The organism is Edaphobacter sp. HDX4 (genome assembly GCF_036877565.1).
In the GTDB taxonomy this organism is placed as follows: domain Bacteria; phylum Acidobacteriota; class Terriglobia; order Terriglobales; family Acidobacteriaceae; genus Edaphobacter.
In genome coordinates this window covers 141,923-158,986 of sequence record NZ_JAEDXW010000007.1, presented here as the reverse complement: position 1 = coordinate 158,986, position 17,064 = coordinate 141,923, and the positions used below count along the sequence as shown (strand labels likewise).

At 55.3% G+C, this 17,064-nt stretch carries 8 protein-coding genes; 4 read left to right on the top strand and 4 right to left on the bottom strand.

Annotation, left to right across the window (positions count from 1 at the left end):
* The first annotated feature begins 538 nt into the window (after positions 1-538).
* Both JAO29_RS09290 and JAO29_RS09285 read left to right on the top strand, forming a co-directional pair.
* Positions 539-1,861 carry a sugar porter family MFS transporter gene (locus JAO29_RS09290; protein WP_334267926.1) on the top strand — a complete coding sequence of 441 codons (1,323 nt, stop codon included), beginning with the start codon at positions 539-541 and terminating at the stop codon, positions 1,859-1,861.
* A gap of 12 nt (positions 1,862-1,873) precedes the next feature.
* On the top strand, positions 1,874-4,423 hold the full coding sequence (locus tag JAO29_RS09285) for a CehA/McbA family metallohydrolase (RefSeq protein WP_334267925.1): 2,550 nt from the start codon (positions 1,874-1,876) through the stop codon (positions 4,421-4,423).
* Between the two features lie 27 nt (positions 4,424-4,450).
* Here the strand turns inward: JAO29_RS09285 and JAO29_RS09280 are convergent, their stop codons facing one another.
* Positions 4,451-6,580 (bottom strand): TIM-barrel domain-containing protein, encoded by a 2,130-nt coding sequence (locus JAO29_RS09280; RefSeq protein WP_334267924.1) that lies wholly within the window; start codon positions 6,578-6,580, stop codon positions 4,451-4,453.
* A 172-nt stretch (positions 6,581-6,752) separates the two neighbouring features.
* Complete coding sequence (locus tag JAO29_RS09275; RefSeq protein ID WP_334267923.1) at positions 6,753-10,346, bottom strand: carboxypeptidase-like regulatory domain-containing protein; 3,594 nt, start codon at positions 10,344-10,346, stop codon at positions 6,753-6,755.
* A 343-nt stretch (positions 10,347-10,689) separates the two neighbouring features.
* Here JAO29_RS09275 and JAO29_RS09270 point away from each other — a divergent pair, with 343 nt between their 5' ends.
* Positions 10,690-13,278: an alpha-mannosidase gene (locus tag JAO29_RS09270; RefSeq protein WP_334267922.1), complete on the top strand. Its 2,589-nt coding sequence runs from the start codon at positions 10,690-10,692 to the stop codon at positions 13,276-13,278.
* Between the two features lie 2 nt (positions 13,279-13,280).
* Positions 13,281-14,270, top strand: a complete 990-nt coding sequence (locus tag JAO29_RS09265; RefSeq protein ID WP_334267921.1) for an ROK family protein — start codon at positions 13,281-13,283, stop codon at positions 14,268-14,270.
* Between the two features lie 18 nt (positions 14,271-14,288).
* On the opposite strand, the gene JAO29_RS09260 is transcribed toward JAO29_RS09265, so the two are convergent.
* Positions 14,289-15,320, bottom strand: coding sequence for a LacI family DNA-binding transcriptional regulator (locus JAO29_RS09260; RefSeq protein WP_334267920.1), 1,032 nt, complete (start codon positions 15,318-15,320; stop codon positions 14,289-14,291).
* A gap of 154 nt (positions 15,321-15,474) precedes the next feature.
* A complete protein-coding gene (locus JAO29_RS09255) occupies positions 15,475-16,113 on the bottom strand; it encodes a D-sedoheptulose 7-phosphate isomerase (RefSeq protein ID WP_334267919.1) in 639 nt (212 codons plus the stop codon).
* Positions 16,114-17,064: the final 951 nt, after the last annotated feature.

Here is a 17,064-nt window from a genome sequence, read left to right as displayed (position 1 = left end):
CTGTCCTTTCTTCTCGCTTAATGACACCGAGAGATGGGTAGCCGCAGCGACTACATTGCACAAGAAAGGGAATCGTCCGAACCTCTTCATCAAGATTCCCAGGACGAAAGAATGAAATCCGGCGACGGACGACTCGTGGATCATCGAAGACTAATTATGACGCCGAGTACCATTATTCTGGACGACCGGTGACGGTGCTTCAGAGCCTGGACCGCCCCGGGTATGTGATTTACGTTGACACATTCACCAACATGCTCTTCAATGCGTTGCTCCTAGGCTTCCCGGTGCCTGCACCTCTAGTAGAGCCGTTTACGGCCGCCCGCACCCTAACGGACCACCGCCTGCCAAGCTGGATCAGCTGTTCTGGTGATGGGACCTGGAACTAGCCCACATCCTGCACACATGAAGCAATCTAAATAAACTACTGGAATCGATTCCACGGTGTGATGTAAATTGGCTGACAATCCCGATTAGAAAGATGTGGTGACCGGAAATCAGAAATGCTTCATTGAATCCGAGAATTGGAACTTCCATGCGCATGACATCCAGCCTATTCCGCAGTACAGTCGTGGGGGCTTTAGGGGGCTTACTCTTCGGTTTCGACACTGTCGTGATCGCAGGTACGACAGGGCAGCTGACCCGAGTCTTTCACCTGACCCCTAAGACGTTGGGACTCACCGTTTCCATCGCCCTATGGGGAACTGTTATCGGATGTATCTTTGCTGGTCCTCTGGGACAGAGGATTGGCGGCCGGAACGCTCTTCGCATCATGGGCGCACTGTACGTCATTTCAGCGATTGGATGCGCATTTGCCTGGAACTGGCCATCGTTGATGATTTTCCGTCTCATAGGCGGCCTTGGGATTGGAGGCTCCTCGGTGTTGGGGCCCGTTTATATTGCGGAGCTTGCTCCTGCCAAATGGCGTGGCCGCCTGGTGGGATTTTTCCAGGTAAACGTCGTTCTCGGCATCCTGTTCGCGTATGTTTCGAACTGGTGGATTGCGTCGAGGGGACTGGGCCTGGCGGAATGGCGCTGGCAGCTTGGAGTTGCAGTTGTTCCTGCGCTTCTGTTTTTCGTCCTGCTTTATACAATTCCGCAGAGCTCGCGCTTTCTGATTACACAGAACAGCCTAGAGGACGCGCTTTCGGTGCTGCGAATGATGGGGGCCGAAGATCCACAGAGAGAACTGGGGGACATTCGCGCCTCTCTGCATAGTGAGCATCTGGAGAAAGCGGAACCGCTGTTTCAGAGATCCCTCAGGCTTCCTATTTTTCTGGCAATCACGATCGGATTATTCAATCAGTTTTCCGGGATCAATGCGATCCTGTACTATGCGAACGACACCTTCGCTGCGGCGGGACTGAATCGCCTTTCAACGTTTTCACAGTCTATCTATATCGGACTCGCAAATCTTGTAGGTACGGCGATAGGAATGTCGCTGATCGATAAGATTGGCCGCAAATTACTGCTGCTGATCGGAGCGGCGGGAACGTTCTTCTGCCTTCTGTTTACGGCGATGATCTTTCGTTCCGGAGTCAATCAGGGGAGAGTGGTGTGGCTGCTTGTCACCTTTATCTGCCTGTTCTCGATGTCTCAGGGAGCGGTGATTTGGGTGTACATCTCGGAGATCTTCCCGACACGTGTACGGTCGAAGGGCCAGAGTCTTGGGGCCAGTGCACACTGGGTGAGCGATGCCTTCATTGCAGCGTTATTTCCACTGGCTGTCGCGCAGTTTTCACGGAGCGCGCCGTTTTACTTTTTTGCGGCAATGACGGCGCTTCAATTCGTGGTCGTCTTGTTCATCTATCCGGAGACCAAAGGCGCCACTCTGGAACAGTTGCAGGCTCGCCTGGAGACCTGAACACGAGGGAAGATGCGATACACCCGAAGAGAGTTTCAGCGGATAGCACTTGGTTCCTCAGCCTGGGGAGCGCTGACGCTCTCTCTTCCTCCGCTCTCAGCCGAGTCGCACTCTCCTGTTCCATTTCAGCCGTTTGCGGCTCAGGTAGAGCGCCTGCTTGCTGCGTTGGAGATGCTGGGAACCCCACTTTCGCAACAAGAGAATGCCAATTTGAAGACAGCTCTTCGAGCTAAAAACGATTATGCGCAACAAGATGATGTCCAGAAAATTGTGAGCATCCTTGCTCCGCATGTTTTGATGGAGGTCGACCTCAACCCTGAGATGCGGGTCTCTGTGAAGAGAGGCACTGCGAACGCAGAGCTTTACCAGGGGGGATGGAGGACCTTTCTCGTAAAGGTATTCAACCAGGCAGGCACGATGCCGGTTTTGAAGATCAAATCGCCGCAAGGGGGGCCGGTGGGAAGACACTCCTCGTTTGCGATTACCGGTGTGCACGATTTTACGAATGGAGCCGTGGACGAGGTTGAGGCTCGAGCCCGTTGGCTTGCGGTAAGCACATTCGATGCGCCGCCAATGATGTCAGCTCTCTCGGGGCTCGAACTGGAATATCGCATCGTGCAGTTCTACAGCCGTGACAGTGGAGAACGGGAAGCTACTCTGCAGGCCGACGCCGGATACGCCGAGCAGGACCTCGGATATCGCAGCTCTCTGCCTATTCTTTTCCATTGTGTGCCTGCGCATAAGGTGACAGTGCGGATTAAGGACGAGAAGGGCGCAGCTTCCATTGCATCCGTGCTGGTGAAGGATGGATTGGGACGCGTCTATCCTCCGCAGACGAAACGTCAGATGCCCGATCTGAATTTCCAGCCGCAGGTCTATCGTTACAACGGCGAGTCCCTTTTGCTTCCTGCTGGAGCTTACACCATCGAGTATGGACGGGGGCCGGAGTACATAGTGAAACGCATTCCTCTGGTGGTAAGTGATTCCGGTGCAGCCTCACTCGGGCTGCAACTGGAGCGATGGATAAATCCCTCGCAGCATGGCTACTACTCCGGAGACACTCACATTCATGCAGCAGGATGCTCTCATTATGAAAGCCCCACCGAGGGCGTCACGCCGATCGTGATGGAGCGGCAGGTAGATGGGGAGGCGCTCGATTTAGGTTCTGTTTTGAACTGGGGACCTGGCTTCGACTATCAGAAACAGTTTTTTACCGGCCACGCGCTGCCGATGCATCACGCGCACGATGCTGTCTCGATGTCACCTTCCAGCGCGGAGGGAGCTCTGCCCGGTGCATCTGCTGCCGTCGCGGCAAGTCCTGAGAAGGCAGGTTCTTCTGTACTGAGTGGTATGGAACGCGGTGCCACAGGAGTCGGTATGGCCCATGATGCGGGTGCAATTGCCGAGGAAGAGAAAGAGGAGGTTGTCCATTTGCTGCAATATGCAGCTGAGGCACCCGGAGTGAAGTCGCTAGTTCGGTACGATATCGAAACGTCAGGCTTTCCTTGCAGCCACTGTGGGCATCTTGTGTTGTTGCGGCTTCAGGATGGAAGTTATCCCGGCACAAATACGATTGATGACTGGCCAAGCTGGAATATACCTGTTCTTCAGTGGGCAAAGGCGCAGGGAGCGGTGGTTGGCTACGCTCATTCCGCGCATGGCCTTGTGGTAGACACTACGGCTCTGCCGAACTACGTCATGCCTCCGTTCAATAGCATGGGAGCGAACGAGTTTATTGCGGATGTCACGCACGAAGGCAAAATCGACTTTATCTCCGGTTGTGACCTCTGGCCGTTTGCGGAGCTGAACATCTGGTATCACACTTTGAACTGCGGTTACAGGACAGCCTTTGCTGGCGAAACGGACTTTCCCTGCCTGACGGATTCATGCGTGGGCGGTGGCCGCTCTTATGCTCGTTTGATTTCTGCGCCAGAGGGCGATGATGGATATTCCCGCTGGTTGGACACGTTGTTGCACGGCAGCAGCTACTTCGGGGATGGACGCAGCCATCTTTTTGGTTTCACCGTTGCCGGGGAATCGCGCAGCGGGGAGCTGATAAGGCTGAATTCATCGGCAGAGATCGAGGTAGCGGCAATGGTCTGTGCGCGGCTTGAGCCTCAGCCTAATGAAGAGACGATAGTAATTCAGCACGCCTCGCCCTATAACAAGCCTTATTGGCACATAGAACGCGCCCGTATTGGTGAGAGCCGCCGGGTTTCGGTGGAGCTGATCATGAATGGACGAGCCGTGGATCGCACGGAGATCGAAGCGGATGGGAGCATGCAAAGTGTGCGTTTTCAGGTTCGTGTCCGTAAGAGCAGCTGGATCGCTTTGCGGATTTACCCTTCCTCCCACACCAACCCGATATTTGTTCAGGTGAGTGGAAAGCCGGTTCGAGCCTCCAGAAAGAGCGCTGTCTGGTGCCGGGCGGCAGTCGATGTCTGCTGGCAGCAGAAGCGTCAGCGGATTCGCCCCTCTGAGCTGAGCGCAGCAGCAGCAGCTTACGAACATGCTCGAAGGGCCTATGACCAGATCATTGCCGAATCTGCAACGGAGCCGTAATAAGTTAGCTGACCTGGATTGGCGAGATCAGCTCATCTGCTTCCATTGCTTTACCTGGAAGAGTGGACCCCGCCTGCCCTTCTGCTCAACAGTGCCTCGGCTGGCTGCATTGTCCCAATGCAGCTGCAGGCCTCCCACGTCCTCCGGTGCAGACCAGCCGAGGCTGCCATCACCATAGATTCGGACTTCAAGATGCCGGGCTTCCTCAGAGCCAGCATGCTGCGCAACCGCAGCCCAGGGCAGCACGCTTCCGGACTTTGCAAAAACCGGAATGTTTCTGGTATCACGCGATACGGTGAACTTCTTACCGCCCCTGACAGGAGCACCTGTCCACAGATCGTGCCATTCTCCTTTCGGCAGGATTACCGGCCGCTCTGCTTCGCCAGCAAACAACGGGGCTATCAGGAGGCGATCCCCCATAAGGTATTCATCGTCTACATTGGCCAGGGTGGCGTCATCGGGATAGTCCATCAGCAGTGCCCTGAAGGGCGGCATCCCATCGCGCTGGTAGACCGCGAACGCGGCATGCAGATAGGGCAGCAGCTGCATGCGCCAGGAGATGATCTCCCTGCAGCGCGCTTCCAGTTGCTCCCATCCCTGGCTGAAATGTTCTGCATTGTTCTGTTGTCGCTCAATCTGCTTCCAGGGAGGATTGCGGATGTACCATGCGTTCACCATGGCCAGAGGTGAGAAGACAACGCTCTGCAGCCTGCGAATAAGATCTTCCTCACTTGCCGCATCCCGCACCTCAGGACACCACAAGAGCCCGGAAAATCCAGCGTTGACCAGAGCGCGTATGAACTGACGATGGTCGTAAAGATCACTGTAGAGAACAAAGGGATACGGCGCGGCCAGCGTTCCGCTGGATCGAACGAGGCTGTAGGTAGGCTTTCCGCGCTGCTCAAACTGTTTGAGGATGGCATCCTGATACCTCAGCCCGAACTCAGCATGCATCTGCTCACCGTCAACTCCGGAAGGGAAATGAGTGTGTTCGGGGAAGGACCAGCCTTCGGTAAAGTCGGAGTTGTCACATTCGTCGAGCTTGAATCCGCTGACCCCAATGTCGATCAACTCTTTGCCATGGTAGTCCCCGAAGATCCTCCGCGCCGGTTCGCCTGCGAAGTCGGGAACAATACCATCCCACACTGCGAAATCGCCGGAGTGTGGAACCATCTGCGTGAAGATTGGAGATGCGGGATGCGTAAAGGCATGCTCCCAGAGATTGATGTGGAATCCAAGGTCGCCCGCCTCGTGAATGAACTTGTGAGGATTCGGAAAGCGGTTTTTATCCCAGGCAAAGGTGCAGGAGTACGCATGCGTCTGCCATCCAGGCTCGAGCCCCAGGACATCGCACGGAATTCCGTTCGCGCGAAATTCTTTACCGAGTGCGAGCACCTGGTCCGCATCCAGGTGCATCTCCGGCCTGTACCAGAAACCCAATCCCCATTCTGGAGGAAGCACGCCCCCGCCGGAATAGAGGTTGTAACGTTGCACGGCAGTAAGCAGCTCCGGCCCGGCGAAGAGATAGACCTCAACGCCGGCGCAGCGGGGAACTTCGACGAGAACATGGCTGTTCCGGCGACGATCGCGCACCCGCATCATCTGCGGCGTATTCACCTCAACAGCATTTTCAGAGAGGGCGTGCTCCGGCCGGGGGACAACTTCTCCGCAATAGAAGGTGGCATGACGAAAGGTGTCGACCAGAATGCCGTACCCGCGTGTTGTGACGTAAAAGGGAACGGGGGCGTGCGAATCCCCAGAGTCCACCTTGGGATCGGCATTGACACGGATAATGCGCTTTTTGCTGCGCTGCTGAAATGACATCAGCTGCAATCCGAATCCATACATCAGCTCATCCGGTTCGAGTTGCAACTGCAGCTCAACGCCGCGCGGACCCAGCGAGCCTGTGGGCACGGGCAGAGGAGGGAGATCTATCGAAGGCAAACGACGCAGTGCCTCCGCAGCCGGGCTGATCTGTCGCGCCCGTATCGGTGTATGAGCTTCCGGACTGCCAAAGGTAGCTTTCCATATTCCGGGAGCAACAGCGGTCCAGTTGCTTTCAAAGCTTTTTGACTCCAGAGCCTCGGCATCTATGCGCGCTGCTCGAGTGAGCAACGCGGTGGACGCCATGGTTTTGAGGACTTCACGACGATTCATACCAGTGATTCTCCCAGGTTATTTAAGCAGAGATTGATTCAGAGATGTGGGGTCTTGAATGGAGGATACTGGTCGATCGCTTACAGGTGAAAGCTTGCGTACGACGATCTGCCGCAGAGTTTCTGCTGCAGATCGTCGTATCAAAGATCGCTGCGGGAGTTACCTTGCAAAGTTAGAAGTTGAACTTGAATCCGAGCTGCACCTGGCGCGGGATGTTGGATTGACTTACGTTGACATATCCGAACTGGTTATTCGTAGGGTTGGTGTTTGCGGCGCTGCGAACGGCAGTATTCGTGACGTTGAAGGTCTCGAACCGGAACTGTGCGTTGTAACGCTCTGTAATATTGAATCGCTTGCTAAGAGACAGATCTGCCAAGGGTGCATTGGGGTTTCGGATGTAAACCTCCTGGAATGGCGTGGCGCGCAGATCAAGATTTGCCGAGTTAATCATCTGCCATGCGGGATTGCTGCAGCTGGTGAAACCATTGTGAGCCGCATTTGGCTGCAGGTTTGTTCCATTTACCTGCCGCACGCAGGGATTGAACCAGGTATTGAAGTTCTTCTGCACCCCATCATTCGGATTGCCGATCGGATAAGCTGCTCCGTTCAATGAAGTCGGAAGACCCGATTGAATCGTCTCGATGTAATTCAGTTGCCATCCCCCAATCAGCAGCTCGGTTGCACGATTGACATTGCTTCCGAAATACTTACCCCGGCCGAATGGAAGCTCGTATACGGCGGATATCACAAGCCGCTGCGGACGATCTGCTGAACCAATGTTCTTGAATGGAGCGGAGTCCTGCGGGTTGAGGTACGTGAGTGCTTCCATGGTCTTGGACCAGGTGTACGACCCCAGAATTGTGAGGCCGCGCGAATAACGCTTTTCCACCGAAAGCTGGAGCGAGTCGTACCAGATTTTCCCCACAGATTCCTGACCATAACTCACCGTGAGGAATTGTGGGTACGGGAGGAGGAGCTGCTGACGCGAAATGGTTGCGCCATTCAGGTTTGTTCCCGGAATGGACCCGGCGAACGGATTGCGTACACTTTGCCCGGCATAGGCTGCTGGAGTCGTGCCGGCGGCAGCCGCCGCGGTTCGAAGCTGAGCAATTTGTGCGTTGCTCAATGCATTTAGATTGCGGGCGCTGCCGGCCTGATTGTCATTGGTATTGATATCCATGGTGCGGCTTCCGACATAGGAGGCCTCCATCTTGATACCGCCTGGAAACTGCTGCTCAATCCCGACGGAGTATTGATGAGCATGAGGAATCTTACGATCGACATTGTTGAAGATGATGCTCTGTCCTTCGAAGGTTGCTAATCCTAGAGCGCTACCAGTCGGCTGAAGTATCGTGGGAAACGGATTGTTCAACGGCGGAGCCGCAGGATTGTTCCCGCGTGGAATGTAGAGGTCAGGTGTCGTGCCTCCTGCAATATTGTTTGCGATGTAGGCTGTATCCTGCGCAAATCCCTGGGCCGCGCCGAATGCTGCCTCGGGCAAATAGAACATCCCATATCCACCACGGACGAGCAGTGTGTCATTGACCCGATACACGGCGCCGACACGAGGTTGAACGTGCGTGTAATCGGTATTGAAGGCTTCAGTGGGAGTGCCGTTTACCCCCGCAAACAACAGGCCTCCGGTAAGATTGCCACACGCGGGGCAATCGGCCGGATTTGCCGATTTGGCCTCATCGGCTAAATTCGATGGAGTATCGAAAGCAAATCCGCGGTTCTGGCGGTTCTGTCGTTCGGTTGGTGAGCCTTCGATGTCGTAGCGCAGACCAAGGTTCAGGGTGAGGCGCTGCGAAACTTTCCAATCGTCCTGGATATAGGTCGCGTAGTAGCGCCATTTGTAGCCAAGACGTGGTGTGTATTGAATAATGCCGCTTATAGGTGTTCCCAGCAGCAGGGATGCAACTGCCGAGCCTTGTGTGGCACTTACATTTGCCGTCGGGTTGCTCTGCGTAAAGTTTGGACTGAAGGTGAAATAGCCGCCTCCATAGACAAACGAGCCGCCTCCGGCGTTGTAGCGGATGTCGCGAAGATCAGCGCCGATGTGAATGGAATGACCTCCGTAAAGGAGCTGCACGCTCGGCTGGAAGCCGATAATGTTGCTGATATTGAAACTTGGGTTGCGGGTACCCGCGTCCGGGATGCTTGTGTTCTGTAAGGTAATCCGCGGCGGCACGGGATTGAAGCGACCATCATTGAAAGCTGACGAGAAGCCCAGAGATGTATCGTCGAAGCCGGTCACCCGTTGACGGCTGGTGGTCTGGTCGTAGCGTGCCAAGGAGGCGCGAAGATCCATAATGACATGCGCGTTAAATACCGTAAGGGAGTCGATAACAGCATTGTCATTGGTTCGTGAAAGTGGGTCTTGCGCATCGAGCAGCGGACCCTGGAAGTTGTAGGCTCCGTTATCGACCTGATTGCGGCGATTATGGGCATACCGGACGTACACGCGCTCGCGTTGTCCGAAGTTCTGGTCGACTCGGCCAATCCAATTGCGGAAGTGGTCCTGGCTGAGATTGACACCGGTGTTGTAGTTGGATGCGAGAGTATTGGCACCGCCAACATTCGGTTCAGGATAGGCCTGGGCCAGTTTCGATCCTGCACTTGCAGCCAGAAGTGAAGCAGGGATGATGTTGTTCGGGAACGGGTCGCGAATGCAGCAGCGGCCGTTGGCATCGAGGCGCGTCGTATAAGGGTTATAAATCGTCGGCTCGCCCGGAGCGGAGAAGTCTCCTTTGCGCTCGGCTGCGGTAATGGTGCTTGTAAGGGTCGGGGATGGCGAAGCCTCGTGGTAGTTCTCAAAGCCAAACAGGAAAAACGTGCGATCCTTCGCGTTGTAAATTCCGGGAATGCTGAGGGGGCCGGTTACAGCAAAGCCGTATTGATCCAGGGTGTGGCCACCCAGATTTTTCTTTGTAACCGGATCGACCGCATACCGCGGGGTTCCGTTCGCCTTGTTCGATATGCTGTTTGCTTCCAGCTGATAGCGGCGGATGAAGTCGTAGACAGAACCGTGGTATTGATTGGTACCGCTCTTGGTGGAGACGTTGAAGATGCCGCCACCGGTGCGGCCATACTGTGCGTCGTAGAAGTTGTTGACGACCTTGAACTCCTGTGTAGCATCCACAGTGGGAATGTAGGCTACGTTCTGGTTGGCGTGGGAGCGATCGCTTGCCGTATCGGAAACAGCATCGTCCGGAGCGCCGTCTAGGAAAAATGCATTGGTCTGCCGAAGTCCGCCGTTAATGGAAAAGTTTGCATTATCGCCATTATCGAACGGGCGCGTAAACGCTGGATTGCCCTGGAATGTAACCCCGGGAAGCAGCTGTGCCAGCATGAAAGGGTTGCGTCCGTTCAGCGGTAGCTCCGTCACGCGGACATTATCAACCAGGCCGCCGCGGCTGGCCGTGCCTTCGTCAAGCAAGGGAGGCTGATCGCTGACGTTGACGACCTCCGAGACCTCGCCCACGGGCAGATTCAGATTGACTGTAAGCTTGTCGCCCACGTGCAGCAAAACATTGGTTTGCTGCGCTGTTTTAAACCCAGGAGCGTCCGCCGTAAGGGTATATGTTCCCGGCAGAAGAAACGGGATTGTGTAGTTTCCGTCAGCAGAGGACCGCACTGTGGCAACCGTGCCGCGTTCTGTATTCTTCGCGGTGACGGTCACCCCGGAAAGAGCGGCTCCCGACGCGTCCTCAACCCGCCCGTTGATCGTTGCTCGCGACTCCTGCGCCCAGCCTGAACGTGCCACCACGGCTGAGAGAAGGACGATCAGAGAAGCTGCGAAAAGAATGCATTTGCTGCTGGAAATCATAGCTGACCCCGCTGGAGCGATCCATGGAAGAACGCAGGAGAATAATTGGAATCGATTCCAATTTTGATGAATTGCAAACACGATGCTCTCCCGCAGATAGAGGTGTCAAGTGTTTTTTAGCGTCAAGATGATCTTTCGCGCTTTTTGTCGCTAGCATGCAAGTGAGCCTGCTCTTGACAGGGCAGGGCAGCGAGAATAGATTTTCAGAACAATATTGGAATCGATTCCAAAAACTTATCTGAGAGGCAGAAGTTCGCGCCTTTCCATGGAGAATAGAGAAATGCAAGGTACATGCAGGAAGAGATTGCGGCTTCGGCCTTTACAGATCCTTGCTCTCCCGCTTTGCTTTCTGATGGCTCAGGCGTCTGCGCAAACCGCAAACCCGCCATCCAATTCTGCGAATCCTCCTGATGCCGTCCATGGAACCACCCCAGCGTGGGAGCGGGAAGCCTCTTCCTTAACGCTCCACATGATCGGAAATGCGCACATCGATGCCCCCTGGCTTTGGCCCTTGTCTGAAGCAAACGCCGTCGTGCACTCCACCTTTCGATCGGCCTTGGACAGGATGAAAGAAGATCCTCAGCTGACGATGACGACCAGCTCGTCGCAGTTTTATGAGTGGGTGGAGGCGAGTGATCCCGCCATGCTCAACGAGATTCGGCAACAGGTGAAGGCAGGACGCTGGAATCTGGTCGGCGGCTGGTGGGTCGAACCCGATGTGAATATCCCCAGCGGAGAATCCCTGATCCGCCAGGGACTGTACGGCCAGCAGGTGCTGCAGCGCCTCTTCGGCCGTCGCGCCGATGTGGGCTACAATCCCGACTCATTTGGGCACAACGGAAACATGCCCCAGATTCTCAAGCTGCAGGAGATGAAGTACTACGTCTTTATGCGGCCGAATGCTACGGAGAAGCCCGAGATCAAGCAGAACCTCTTTCTCTGGCAGGGTATTGATGGAACCCGCACCCTGACCTATCGCATTCCATTGGCGTATGACGATCCCGGTGATGTGCGGAGCCACATGCAAAGGACGGTGACCGCCCTCGAAGGGCAGCCGATGCACACCGCCATGGAATTCTTTGGGATTGGCGATCATGGTGGGGGACCCACGAAAGAGAATATGCGGTCCATTCGGCAAATCCAGGGCGAGGCCGGTGCTCCACACATTTTTTATTCCACGCCTGATCGGTATTTTGCAGAGGTCGCGCCGCATTTGCCGAAAGACATTCAAGTGTATGCCGGGGACCTGCAGCATCATTCCGTCGGGACTTACACCGGCGGCTCAGCCATCAAAAAGTTGAACCGGACGACCGAGGTTGCGCTCGAAACCGCGGAGAAGTTTTCGGCTCTCGGGTCCGTGGTATGGGGCGCCTCTTATCCCAAAACGGACTTTACAAAGGCATGGGAGCGTGTGCTGCTGCTGCAGTTTCACGACAGCATGGCCGATACGACCTTGCCTGAACATGAAGAGGCAGCCCGCGATGGGTATGGTCGCGCTCGTGACGCCGCCAGTGAGGCCCTTTACGGATCGCTGCAAAGGCTCGCATGGCAGATTCCGACAACCGATCCGGATTCAAAATACCTGGTCGTCTTCAACCCGCATGCATGGCCTGCGAAGTTGAACATCGAATACGACCTTGGCTGGGAAGAAGGTACTCCCACCCGGGTGGAAGATGAAGAAGGTCGTCCGATTCCTTTTCAATGGATTGACCCAACGGCTGTGGTCAATCACCGGCAGCGGCTGGTAGCCCAGATTGAGACTCCCGGGATGGGCTATCGGCAAATTCGAGTTTTCAAGGCAACACCTGCACCCTCTCCTCTGCCTGGCCGCCCCAGCGCTCACGACAATGTACTTGAGAACAATGATCTGCGGGTAACCTTTGCTTCTGATGGCACAGTCGGGCTCTTCGATAAAACGACCGGACGTCGGGTTTTCAGAGACCAGGCAGGCATGCGTGCCCTGATCTTTGACGACGATAACGACACCTGGGCACACAAGGTCCGAACCTACGATAAGCAGGTTGGCGAGTTCAAACGCATGGATGTGAAGATTCTTGAGAATGGGCCCCTCCGTGCACGTGTTCGAGAAAAGCTCAGCTATGGTGCATCTTCTCTCATCATCGATTGGATGCTCTATGCCAACAGCCGCAAGGTCGATCTGCGGGTGACGCTTGACTGGCACGAGCATCTGAAGATGCTGAAGTTCTCTTTCCCCGTTGATGTGGATCAGCCGCACGCAACCTACGAGACTGCCTACGGCGCACAGGAGCGCCAGCCAAACGGGGATGAGGATCCCGGTCAGCGCTGGATTAACGTAACTGGAACCCAGAAGGGGCATTCCTTGGGCCTGGCCATTCTCAATGACGCAAAATACGGTTACAGCGTTCAGGGCAGCGACATGCGCGTATCGATCGCGCGCGCTGCTGTGTATGCGAATCATCAGCCCCGCGAACTGAAACCCGGTGTTGATTATGCATGGATGGATCAGGGAGTACAGACCTTTCAGATGGAGTTGATCCCTCATACCGATCCATGGCAGCAGTTGGGAGTGGTGCGTGCAGCCGAGGAGCTTGTAACCGAACCCCCAATTGTTTACCAGGGAATTCATCCGGGCACGCGTAAGCAGGCCTGCTCATTTCTTTCTGTCGATGCTCCTGATGTAGTCGTCGAAGCCGTGAAGCAGGCAGAGGATGGCAAGGACATCATTGTGCGGTCTTATGAAACTGCCGGCCATGAAATCACGGCAACCTTGAAGCTGGATTTTGCCGGCACGAAGTGGACTGGCAAATATCACCCCTTTGAGATAAAAACTCTGCGCGTCAACAAGGACACGCACCAGGCACGTGAAGTCAATGCGCTCGAGGAGTAACCTTGGACATTCATGTGCAACAAAAGACAAATACGACACGCGTGCTGGTGGGAGTCGATATTGGCGGGACCAAAACTGCTGTTGTGTTTTGTAATGAGCCTCTCAATATCCTGTGGCGCCGGGAGTTCCCGACTCGTCCGGAATCAGGGCCGGATCATGCAATTGAGAAGATCCTTCATCTGATCTATCAGGGGCAGGCAGAGACAGGCTATGGAATTCATTCGATCGGTGTCAGCTGCGGAGGTCCACTCGATCGGCATCATGGGATTATTCAGCGGCCGCCGAACCTGTGGACCTGGGACGATGTGCCGATCAAAGCTCTTCTGGAAGAGGAGTTTGCGATTCCTTGTGCCCTGGAAAACGATGCGAATGCCGGAGCGATAGCCGAACACCGTTTCGGAGCCGGCCGCGGCTCCCGGCACATGGTGTTCCTGACCCTTGGTACGGGTCTGGGCGCCGGGCTCATCCTCAATGGGCAGATCTTTCGGGGGGCGAGTTCTCTAGCAGGCGAGATCGGGCACGTTCGCCTTACGGAGACCGGACCGAATGGCTACGACAAAGCAGGCTCGGTGGAAGGGTGGGCGAGCGGCGCGGGAATGGCCCTTCATGCAGCGGAAACGATTCGTGCAGCGATCGCGAACGGTGAGCCAACGATCCTTGCAGACAGACGTCCTGATATCTCTGCTCGCGATATTGGAGCGGCGATGGCCGAGGGAGATAAAGTGGCTGCCCGGATCGTGCAGGAGACCGGTCGTCGTCTGGGCGAAGCACTTGCCCTCCTGGTAGATATCCTTAATCCTGAAAGAATAGTGGTTGGGGGACTGGCGCTGCGGTTTGGCGATTACCTTCTGGAGCCCGCCCGAAAGAGAATGCAGGAAGAAGCGCTTCCTACTGCTGCAGCAGCATGTTCCGTTGTCCCAGCAGCGCTCGGTGAGCAGATAGGGGACGCCGCCGCGATCTGCATCGCCATGGGACTTCTCAACGTCGATTGAGCAGGTTCTGCGTAGGGGTCAGCGAGGGCGAGCTTTTCTGGGGCCAGAACCTTCGCCGCACGATCCTCTGTGCACAAGCTCCACGTCCAGGGTTACGGTCCTGTTCTTCACCTTTCCTGTCTCCAGAGCTTGAAACAGCATCTCCGCCGCGCGCCTCGCGATGTCGGCCACCGGCTGCCGAACGACGCAGATGGGCGGCTCCAGTGCATCGGCAAGTTCAAAGTCGTCATATCCAACCAAGGCAATGGATTGTGGAATGGAGATATTCGATTGCCGCAGAATTCTGTAGGCATTTACAGTGATGGCATTCTTAATGCTAAAGATCGCATCGATGCGGTCTTTGCCGTGCAGGTATCGCCGAAGGGCAGCTTCGGCGGAGAAATAGTCCTGCACATGCAGTTCAGCTAGAACAGGAAGTCCGGCGGCTTGAACGGTATCGTGATGGCCGCGCACCCGTGCCTGACTGGTGAAGAGCTTCCTGTCGCCGCCCATGCATAAGATCCTGCGACATCCGTTGCGGACCAGATGCTCTGTTGCCGCTTTCGCTCCCCCATAGTTATCCCCCAGGGCCGTAGGCATCGGATGATGAGGAAAAGGCCGGTCCAAGCAGACGACCGGAAATCCCGCATGTTTAAACATGCCAATATCCGCGCCATCCGAGGGAGCCAGAATCAATCCGTCGATACGTCGCTGAATCAGGGTAAGGACCTGCTCGCGCTCGCGCGCGGGAAGGTTGTCAGTGGCCGCCAGCAGCACTAGGCTGCCGTGCGCGCGCGCTACCTCCTGGATAGCTGCCGCTGCCGTCGAAAAGAAGTGGTCTGCAACGCTGGGCACAATCAACCCAATTGTCTTAGTGCGTGCGCCTTTAAGGCTGCGGGCCGCCTGGTTGGGGTGATATCCGAGTTCTTCGATGGCCTTTTGAACGGCTGCCATCGTCTTGCTACTGACGTTTTGGCCGCCATTAATGACGCGGGATACCGTGGCTGCGCCTACTCCTGCGCGACGGGCTACATCCATCAAAGCCGGAACGCTGCGAACTTTCGGAGCCATCGTTAATATCCGGTTCTATTCATCGTCAAAATAGGATCCATTCCACCAGTAGAGATAAGACGTGCAAATCCCCAGGCAGATGGAATCAATTCCATCCTACAAAAGAGAGTATCCCTAAGGGTTAATTTCCGCACCGGCTGCAGAACAGAGACAGCTACTCTGCAACGTATTGGGGAATATTGTCAAAATCCTCCCCAAAGTAATATCTCTCGACGACCATGCAGAGGATGTGCTCGAGCGCAAGATGGGATTCCTGGATATGCATGGTGACCCCGGAGGGAACGACCACCCGGTAATCGCATAAGGGAGCCATCGCGCCGCCCTGATTGCCAAGATAGCCAAGTGTGGCAATCTTCCTCACCCGGCAAAGCTGAAGCGCCTTTACGAGGTTACGTGCGTTGCCCGATGTAGATATGCCAAGAAAGACATCTCCGGGTTTCCCGATCGCTTCCACCTGGCGCTCGAAGACATCGTCAAAGGAAAAGTCATTTCCGATAGCGGTCAGGATGGAGGTATCTGTTGTAAGGGCTACGGCCGGAAGTGCCGGGCGGTTGCGGGTTAACCTAGAGACAAACTCCGCGACGAGGTGCTGCGCATCAGCCGCTGAACCTCCATTGCCTGCCACCATGAGCTTATTGCCGTTCTGGATTGCGGTGGCAATCGTTTTGCCTGCATGCACCACAGCGTCCGCGATGGAGCGATCTGCCCTGACAGACGTAAGTGTGCTTAGAGAACGGTCAAGCTGACTTGTTACGAGATCCTGCATCGTGCTCCCTGTCGACTCGCGAATCATCCTGATTTCTTTGTACAAGATTTGAAGATTATCCCATACCTGGATAGAACAGTAAGCACAAACCCTGGCTTAGTTCCAAAGTGAGCTCACCCCCGTGAAACACGAGCGCTTCAGGCCAGGCAGCCTAGAGCAAAATAAGGTCACCAGTGCATGCATGGAGATTCCCTGATCCGGTCTGCAAGATAACAGAGCTCTCTATCGAGACGTCCAGTTTCACTAGCTAAGAGCCCGTTTCATCAAGGCAAGCGACGAATGACCTGGTCGCAGATGACGATGGCGATCTCAGCTTTACTATGAACACAACGACGGTGAAGCTGACGCTCAGTACATTCAACAGAGCGGCGATAGGACCGTTCGCCTAAAGCAGGCACTACACGAGAACCAGGAATCCGCTCACCGGATTGTCGGACTGGTCATGCGAATGGCTAAAAATCTCAATCGGATTCCACGAAATCATTCCTGTAGAAGAGCGTGCCATCGCCCGGCACAAGAGGTACCTGCAAAGGGTTATTGATAACCGCCAAGACGCCACAAAATGCACAGGGCGTAAGGGAAATTTTTTGATGTGTTGTCGCCACTTCCGGCAGTCGGATATCCGAGTAGATACGAAACACCTTTCGAGCGCGAAGCCAGCGCCGATTGTCGCGAAGTCGCCCATTTCCATAGGAAGCAGGAAACCCGAAAACGCGAGAGAACTCCGAGTGGAACGAGGTCCAATCGCGGAACGCTCTGCAATCCATCGATACTCGGGAAGTGATCACGATGCGAGTATACAGACGCACCAGTAACGTGCCCCAGTCCCTCCTCGAATGCAATAGGCTGTTTTCTTCTGCAACGCGTTTGGTGCACCTGAACGAAATCCGGCATCGCGAAAAGCCATATTCGGAAGAAGGCTCGCCTAGACGATCAGCTCACTGGAGAGAGTCTAGAGCCGACTACTCTTGCAGAGTA